Source organism: Lyngbya sp. CCY1209, assembly GCF_055795065.1.
The window spans coordinates 1-8513 of sequence record NZ_JAYFER010000651.1 but is presented as its reverse complement, the minus strand read 5'-3'; the positions used below and the strand labels follow the sequence as shown (position 1 = coordinate 8513).

Genomic DNA, 8513 nt, shown 5'->3' with positions numbered 1-8513 from the left:
ATGGGAATATTCGCGATTTTTTTATTTTGGCAACCACTCCCATTATGGAGCATGATGTCAATATCTTATCGGAATGGTCGCCACCCTGTCAACCCTTCGGCGAATTTTTTTTCGAGCCCAATTTTTTTTAAATCAACCCTCCCTGTCCTGGAGTGTCTGGAGTGGTGAAACTCCTGTCCATTTGGATTGGACTCCCCTCTCCCAAAGTTGGGAGAAGGGTTGGGGGAGAGGGCCAGAGGGGTCAACAACTCAAACCAATTCCAACAGTTGTTGTAACGGGATATCGATGAACTCCTGGCGGGTATGGTGGTGGAAGTCCACACTTTGGATGATCCGCTCCAACAGGTAGCTGTCGAGGAGGACCTGCAACTCCTGGTGACTGCGGGGCAAGAAGCCGTCCTGGGAGGCGACTTCCAGATAAGATCCCAAAAAGCGGGAGGCGACCCAGTGATACCAAATCCGGCTCCAGTCCTTCATTTGGGGCAGATTTTCCGGTCGGATCATGCCGTTTTCCACCTCATTTCGCAGGGCCAGACGGGTGGCGTAGTCGAAGGACTGCAACATCGCCGCCACGTCCCGCAGGGGCGATCGCTTCATCCGCCGTTCGCTGAGGGTGCGGTAGGTTTCCCCCTCGAAGTCGAGCACCCAGAAGTCCTTCCCAGTGTAGAGAATTTCTTCGAGGGAGTAATCCCCGTGGCAGCGGGTTCGCATACCGGTAATTTTCAGATCCAGCAGCATTTGGAAGCGTCCCAGGATGTAGTCCTGGTGGCTGAGAACCTGCTTGGCGAGGTTTTGGGTGTCGGGGGGCAGGTTTTCGAGTTTCTTCCGCAACCGCAGCATCACCTGTCCGGTGAGATTGCGAGAATATTGGTAGATTGATCGCCGATAAAACAACGAAAACGGTTCGGGGGCGAAATTCGGGTCGTCGGTGTCGCTCGATAGGGCGAGGTGCAGTTCCGCCGTGCGTTGCCCCAACAGTTGGGCGTTGCTGAGGTAGGACCCGATCGCGATCGCCACTTCTTCGGGTATTTCTTGATTCCGCAGCGTCAGCGGCGACTCTTCCGGGACGGCGACCTCCGTTTCCCCGGTCTGCAAGTTGACGCGATCAAAAAAGTCCCGCAAACTGTCCAAGGTGTAATTCCAGGCTTTGATGGCGTCGGGGACGTAAATTTGGAGCACCCCCAACGTCATGGACTCTCCCCGGCGGGATTTATACTCCAACCCGCCCATGACGGGGGCGATGTGTTCCAACTGCCGTTTGTGTCCCAAAAAGTTGCGGATTTCCAGCTCGGGGTTGATGCCCGCTTCCACCCGGCGAAATAGCTTAAAAATCAGGCGATCGCCGTACACCACCAGGGCATTTTTAGCCGCCTCCCGCATCAGTTGGGGGTTGAGCTGTTCGGCGCTCATGTCCAGATTGCCGATCGCATCGGTTGCGATCGCCGTCAGACTGCCGTGCTGTCCGCTATACTGCCGCCGATTCCGGATCATATCCAACGGCAGGGTCAAAAATTCCTGGTCGGCGCTGGCTTCAAATAAAACCCCCTCCTCGCCATCGACATTCACCGACGCCAAAACCGCACTCGGAAGTTGAGTATTAATTTGTCGGGCCAGTTCGTCTTCGGCGTAGGCCAACAAAGCGACATAGGTTTCCGGAAACCCTTCGGTATACTCCACATTCAACAGCACGATCGCCGTCTCCCGGTCGAGTAAGGGAATCCGGATCGACTCGGCGATGGTGACGGACTGCATGATCCGGGACTTGCCCGCGAACCACGGAGAGCGATGCAGGTATTCTGGAAACAAAGACTCCAACCGCTCCCGGGTGTCGGTCTGGGTGAAAATCTGGTGCCAGTTTCCGGCCACTTCCAGGGCGGGGAGTTCGTGGCGGGGGCGTGGCAGCAGGCTTTGGGTGGGGTCGAACTGGAGGATGAACCAATAGAACCCGTAGGGCGCCACGCTGAGAAAATAGGAGGATTCGCCAATTTTGGGGAACTGATTCCGCCCGAAAATTTCCACCGGGACCATGCCCTGAAAGGGTGTCAGATCCAGATCCACCCCCTGCACGAACCGGGATAGGTTGGCGACGACGAGGATATGTTCCCCCGCGTAGGTGCGGACGAAAGCGAACACCTTGCGGTTTTCCGGGTGCAGGAGTTCAAAGGTACCCCGCCCGAAGGCCTGGAAGCGCTTGCGGATGGCGATCAGGCGCTTCATCCACGATAACAGGGAGTTGGGGTTGGCGCTCTGGGCCTCGACGTTGATGGCCTCGTAGTGGTATTCCGAATCCAGAATCACCGGCTGGTAGAGCTTTTGGGGGTTGGCGCGGCTGAATCCAGCGTTGCGGTCCGGGCTCCACTGCATGGGCGTCCGCACCCCGTTGCGATCGCCGATGTAGATGTTATCCCCCATGCCGATTTCGTCCCCATAATATAAGACGGGTGTCCCCGGCAGGGACAGCAGCAGGCTGTTCATCAACTCGATCTGGCGGCGATCGTTCCCCAGCAGCGGCGCGAGGCGGCGGCGGATGCCCAAATTCAGCCGCGCCTGGGTATCTTGGGCGTACACCCGATACATATAATCCCGGTCCTCGTCCGTGACCATTTCCAGGGTCAACTCGTCGTGGTTGCGGAGAAACAGCGCCCACTGGCAGTTGCCGGGGATGGCGGGGGTCTGCTTGAGGATGTCGATGATCGGGAAACTGTCCTCCATCCGCAGGGCCATGAACAGCCGCGGCATCAGGGGGAAGTGGAAGTTCATCTGGCACTCGTCCCCCTCGCCGTAGTAGGCGGCGGCATCTTCGGGCCACTGATTCGCCTCGGCCAGCAGCATCCGGTTGGCATATTTGCTGTCGATGTGGGCCCGCAACCGTTTCAAAAAGGCGTGGGTTTCCGGCAGGTTCTCGCAGTTGGTCCCCTCCCGGACGCACAGGTAGGGCACGGCATCCAACCGCATCCCGTCCACCCCCATCCCCAGCCAAAAGTCCGCCAGGTCCAAAACGGCCTGTTGCAGTTCGGGACTCTCATAATTGAGGTCGGGTTGGTGGGAGTAAAAGCGGTGCCAGTAGTAGGCTTTGGCTACGGGGTCCCAGGCCCAGTTGGAGGTTTCAAAGTCCTGGAAGATGATCCGCACTTCGGGGTATTTGTCCGGCGTGTCGCTCCAAACGTAAAATTCCCGCTCTTTGCTGCCTTTGGGCAGACGCCGCGCCCGCTGAAACCAGGGGTGTTGGTCGGAGGTGTGGTTGACGACGAGCTCGATGATCACGCGGATGCCGCGATCGTGGGCGGCGTCGAGGAAGGTTTTAAAATCGTCTAAATTGCCGTAGATGGGGTTGACGTCGCGGTAGTCAGAGATGTCGTAGCCGTCATCCCGCAGAGGGGAGGGGAAAAAGGGCAGAATCCAAATGGCGGTGACGCCGAGATCTCGGAGGTAGTCCAATTTTTCGGTGAGTCCGGCGAAGTCGCCGATGCCGTCGCCGTTGCTGTCGGAGTAGGCCCGGACGGGGACTTCGTAGATGATGGCGTCTTTGAACCAAAGCGGATCGTTGCTGAGTTTGGAGTGTGGCATACGCTTGATTGTCGTCAAATTTCGGGTTTTGATGTCTCGATAATTGATAATTGACAATTGATAATTGACAATTATTGATGGATTGTTTTCCCGACTTTATTGGGCGATCGCGTCGGGTTCCCATTCACCCTCAGACAGAAATTTGACTCGTCTTCACCGCCGTCGGGCATCGCAGCATCCAATATTTGAGGCTTGGAAATACCTGCAGGTCTGGCGAGAAAACGCGATCGGTCGGCACGGCGAGAGTCAAGGGGATCTTTCACCGGAGAGCGATCGCCCCGACAGGGTTGACGGCTTCCCGGCGCTCTCTCGTCCGAGGGTCGGCATCAGATCTTGTAGATTCGCACGTTCCCGATCCAAAACTGCCCGGGTCCGAGTCCGAAACCAACTGACCCCGCATCCTGACTGGGTGGAACGCACGGGATCGCTCGGCTCACTTTTTATTATCGGGGGTGCGATCGCCGATCGTCTCGGTGTCCTTAAATATTCTAAACATTTCCGAAGCTGAGGGCCTTTCCGCGAACCTCGGTGTTGAATTGGCCGCGATCGTAGGCGATTTGGCCCCCCACGATGGTCACGGCGGGCCACCCGGTCAGGTTCCACCCCTCGAAGGGACTCCAACCGCATTTCGTCTGCAATTCGGAGGCCAATACCGGCCGGTAATTCTCCAGATCCACCAAGATCAGGTCGGCGTCGTAACCGGGGGCGATGACACCTTTGTTGGGGATTTGATACCCTTTCGCCACCGCCGTTGACATCCAGTTGGCGACCTGCGGCACGCTGCACCGCCCCGCCTTCGCCTGGGTGAGCATCAGAGGTAAAGATGTCTCGACTCCTGGCATCCCCGAGGGGGTGTCGGGGTAGGTTTTGGCCTTTTCTTCCAGGGTGTGGGGGGCGTGATCCGTGGCGATAAAGTCGATGACACCATCCAACAATGCTTTCCAAAGAATATCATTATTTTCGGGCGATCGCAGCGGCGGATTCATCTGGGCTTTGGCGCCAATTTTCTCGTAGGCGGCGATATTCAATAACAAATGTTGCGGCGTCACCTCCGCCGTCACCCACTCGGGTTTGTCCTCCCGCAACAGTTCCGCTTCTATGCCCGTAGATAGATGCAAAATGTGCAGCCGCCGCCGATATTTTTTAGAGAGCTTCAAAGCCAGTTGGGTCGCCTCCAAAGCGGCCCGTTCGTCCTGAATTTGGGAGTGTACCGCCACGTCAGTCCGTCCGGCGAATTCTTTCCGGCGTTGCTCGATCCGGGCCTGGTTTTCGGCGTGCACCGCGATCAGGCGATCGCCCCGGGCGAAAATCGGCTCGATGATCTCTTCCCGATCCACCAACAGCGGACCCCGCATCGACCCCATAAAAATTTTGATTCCGGGCGTCGGATTCGCCTCGATCAAATCGAGCTGGTTCTCGGGGGTCGCCCCGATAAAAAAGCCGTAATTGACTAAGGATTTACGAGATGCCCGCTCCAATTTATCCGTCAGGGCTTCTTGAGTATTCGTTAAAGGCTTGGTATTCGGCATCTCCAAAAACGAGGTCACGCCCCCCCGGGCGCAGGCGCGGGAAGCCGTGGACAAATCCTCTTTGTATTCGAGTCCCGGTTCTCGGAAGTGCACCTGGGGATCGATGACGCCCGGTAATAACGTCAACCCCTCCCCGTCGATGTCCGTTTCCGACTCCCCCGCCGCGGCCAGTTCCGGCCCGACTTCGAGGATTTTTCCACCCCCGATTTTCACGTCTCCCAACAGGAACTCGCCCTCCGGTGTCAGGATGCGGGCGCGACGGATATACAGGACGGGGATAGCAGACATGGCCGATCTTCCGGTTACAAACCACGTCGCAATTTTACCACGGATTGGCGATCGCAACATCCTAAAAAAATGATTAATTTAACTGGGGCGCGATCGCATCTTCCAACAGATCGGGTATTTTTTCCCCGCCATCCCTGACGACACTCTCAAATAAGCCGCGGACGAACTCGGCGATCAATTCCTCCGTCAGCACCGCCTGGAGTTCGTCGGAGGAAACGTCGGTCAGTTGCAAGTTTGGTAGTTTAAAATGGATGGGGTCGGCGGTCAATCCAAATGAAGATACAACCAGATTGACCCGGGTATCCCGCACCGCGATCGCCCGAAAGTTGAGTCGGAGCTTCTTTCCGGTTTCGGCCGTTTCCGACCCGCCGATCTCGCCCCCCGACCCCCCCGAATTTTCCTCCGAATTCAGGCGATCGACGACTTTTAAAATATTGTTGCCCGTCAAATTTTGTTCGATATTGATATGGACGGTATCGACGGAAAAATTATCGATTTCTACGATATCGGAAAATAAGGTGCGCGGCCGCAGTTGCAAATCGAGGCGGTCAATTTTCATCAAATAGGGCGTGGCGAATCCGGGGGGATTTTGCAGGGTCAGATTGTCGATCTCCAGGCCGCCGTCGAATTCGTTCAAACTCAAAGATTGAATTTCGACGGGTACGCCGAGGGTGTCGGCAACCACCGATTCGAGATAGGTCTGAACTTGGCGATCGAGCCGAGATAGCCCGACGTTAGCCAGGGCGACGATAACGATTAAAATTCCGGCAAAAATTGCAGCGATCGCCCATCCTTTTGTTCGTCTTCGAGTCAAAATGAACTCCTCCAATGATTTTGATATCCATCGTGTCAGCTTCCAAAAAACATCCGATCTTCAACATTCGATGCCGGAATCAACCCCTTCCATTTGTCAACCTTTCGGATGGCGATCGGCAAAGATCAACCATCCCCGATTCTGAGATTTCAGGATTTTCAAATGTCCGAACCGTCCGGGCGACTGCCATAAAATTCAAGGTCTGGAAATTGGGGAAGTGAGACGATATAATAATATACTGCCCAAACTGTCCACAGATTCGCCATGCTCATCGAAACCGCCCAAAAAACCCGGTCCGCCGCCCGCAAGTTGGCCGTCTTGTCGGCAGAAGCGAAAAACCAGGCCATCGAAGCGATCGCCCGTTCGCTGGAAGTCGCCGCCCCGGAAATCGTCGCCGCCAACCGGGAGGACTGCCGGCAGGCGGAAGCGGACGGCATCGCCAAACCCCTCTACAACCGCCTGAAGATGGACGAAACCAAACTGAAGGGGGCGATCGCGGGACTGCGGGACGTGGGGAAACTCCCCGACCCGGTGGGGGCCACCCAAATTCGCCGGGAGTTGGACGAAGGGTTAATTTTGCGGCGGGTGAGTTGTCCGCTGGGGGTGTTGGGGGTGGTATTCGAGGCCCGTCCCGACGCGGTGATCCAGATTTCGGCCCTGGCGATAAAATCCGGAAATGGTGTGATTCTCAAAGGGGGAAAAGAGGCGACGAATTCCTGTCGGGAATTGGTGAAAGCCATTCGGGCCGGACTCGCACAGACGGCGGTGAACCCGGACGCGGTGCAGTTGTTGACGACGCGGGAAGAAATTATCGAGTTATTGCGGTTGGATGAATATGTGGATTTGATCATCCCCCGGGGCTCGAATTCTTTCGTCCGGTTCGTGCAGGATAACACCCGAATTCCGGTGTTGGGGCACGCGGACGGCATCTGCCATTTATACGTCGATAAAAGTGCCGATATCGAAAAAGCCGTGAAGGTGGCGATCGACTCAAAAATCCAATATCCCGCCGCCTGCAATGCCATTGAAACCCTCTTGATTCATGAAGAAATTGCAGCAAAATTTTTACCTATAGTTGCGGCAAAATTTCAGGAAAAAGGCGTAGAGTTGCGGGGGGATGAAAAGACCCGGGAAATCGTTTCCATGAAAGAAGCGACGGCGGAGGATTGGGAGACGGAATACACCGATCTGATTTTATCCATTAAAATCGTCGAAAGTTTGTCAGCCGCGATCGCCCACATCAATACCCACGGTTCCGGCCACACGGACGCGATCGCCACGGAAGACCCCGAAGCCGCCCAAACCTTTATGGATCTCGTCGATGCAGCGGGGGTATTTCACAATTGTTCCACCCGCTTCGCCGATGGTTTCCGCTACGGTTTCGGGGCGGAAGTGGGCATCAGCACCCAGAAAATGCCGCCCCGGGGACCCGTCGGTTTGGAAGGGTTGGTGACATACAAATATCAACTCGTCGGAGACGGACACATCGTCGCCACCTACGCCGGAAAGGATGCGAAACCGTTCACCCACCGGGACTTATAATCTGCGATCGCGCCTCGGATTTGGGGCGGTTTTTCTGATAAAAATTATCGGTCAATTTCCCCCCTCGAATCTCTCATTGGTTTCGACTTCTGCGAGAGCGATCGCTCAAATCAACTCGATATCCAAAGAAGGGATCAAATCGTCGGAATGATCCAGAGACGCTTTTTTTTCCGATCGCCCGTTGCCTGCCACTCAAAAAATCTTCATTCGCAACATTTGTTCAAACTCCGCGCACCGCCCGATATACCGTGGCGGTCGCCATCCCGAATCGGCGTCCTCTTTTCGTTACATTTGTTAGTTAAAAATTATTGATAAAGTCGCAGAATTGTAAAAAAAAATCGAAAATTTAATATTTGTATCTTTCGTTGACGTTTCCAAAAATTCTGACCTACGATCGAGATAAATTTCGCAGGTTTAACCATGAAAATTAACCGGACGACACAACTCTTTACGGCGATCGCGGTCGGTTTAGCCTGGGTCGCGATCGCTCCCAAACCGGGCGTTGCCGGCACAAATTTTTACTGCAATATGAACGCCCCCACCGGTCACCCCACCGTCTACGCCCAAACCCCATCCGGGGGCAAACCGGTGATGGCTTTGTATTCCCAAGATTTCAAGCGTTATCAGACATGGGTAAACCACAACATTAGTAGACGGATTGTTGACTCTGCATATTCAGCGAATCAAGCCATTGCGCTGGAAGACTTGACCGGGATTCGGGAGCGCACCAACCAGCAGCGTAGAAGCAAAACTGAGCGTAGACGTTCCAACAG

The 8513-nt window shown here is 55.4% G+C and carries 4 protein-coding genes and 1 pseudogene; 2 read left to right on the top strand and 3 right to left on the bottom strand.

All coding sequences use genetic code 11. The features are described from left to right. Positions 1-249: 249 nt before the first annotated feature. From treS to AC0QHF_RS26790, 3 genes are all read right to left on the bottom strand, one after another. Positions 250-3567 (bottom strand): maltose alpha-D-glucosyltransferase, encoded by a 3318-nt coding sequence (gene treS, locus AC0QHF_RS26800; protein WP_324707338.1) that lies wholly within the window; start codon positions 3565-3567, stop codon positions 250-252. 488 nt (positions 3568-4055) lie between these two features. Further along, on the bottom strand, positions 4056-5384 hold the full coding sequence (locus AC0QHF_RS26795) for a dihydroorotase (protein WP_324707337.1): 1329 nt from the start codon (positions 5382-5384) through the stop codon (positions 4056-4058). A 73-nt stretch (positions 5385-5457) separates the two neighbouring features. Then, positions 5458-6198: a DUF748 domain-containing protein gene (locus tag AC0QHF_RS26790; protein ID WP_324707336.1), complete on the bottom strand. Its 741-nt coding sequence runs from the start codon at positions 6196-6198 to the stop codon at positions 5458-5460. A gap of 264 nt (positions 6199-6462) precedes the next feature. On the opposite strand from AC0QHF_RS26790, the gene AC0QHF_RS26785 reads away from it, so the two are divergent. Then, positions 6463-7740 carry a glutamate-5-semialdehyde dehydrogenase gene (locus tag AC0QHF_RS26785; RefSeq protein ID WP_324707335.1) on the top strand — a complete coding sequence of 426 codons (1278 nt, stop codon included), beginning with the start codon at positions 6463-6465 and terminating at the stop codon, positions 7738-7740. A gap of 420 nt (positions 7741-8160) precedes the next feature. Next, positions 8161-8513, top strand: a pseudogene (locus tag AC0QHF_RS26780) (hypothetical protein); the annotation flags it as partial.

Excerpts from the sequence above, each read along its gene's own strand:
- treS (WP_324707338.1), bottom strand. The coding sequence starts at position 3,567 with ATGCCACACTCCAAACTCAGCAACGATCCGCTTTGGTTCAAAGACGCC.
- AC0QHF_RS26795 (WP_324707337.1), bottom strand. The coding sequence starts at position 5,384 with ATGTCTGCTATCCCCGTCCTGTATATCCGTCGCGCCCGCATCCTGACA.
- AC0QHF_RS26785 (WP_324707335.1), top strand. The coding sequence starts at position 6,463 with ATGCTCATCGAAACCGCCCAAAAAACCCGGTCCGCCGCCCGCAAGTTG.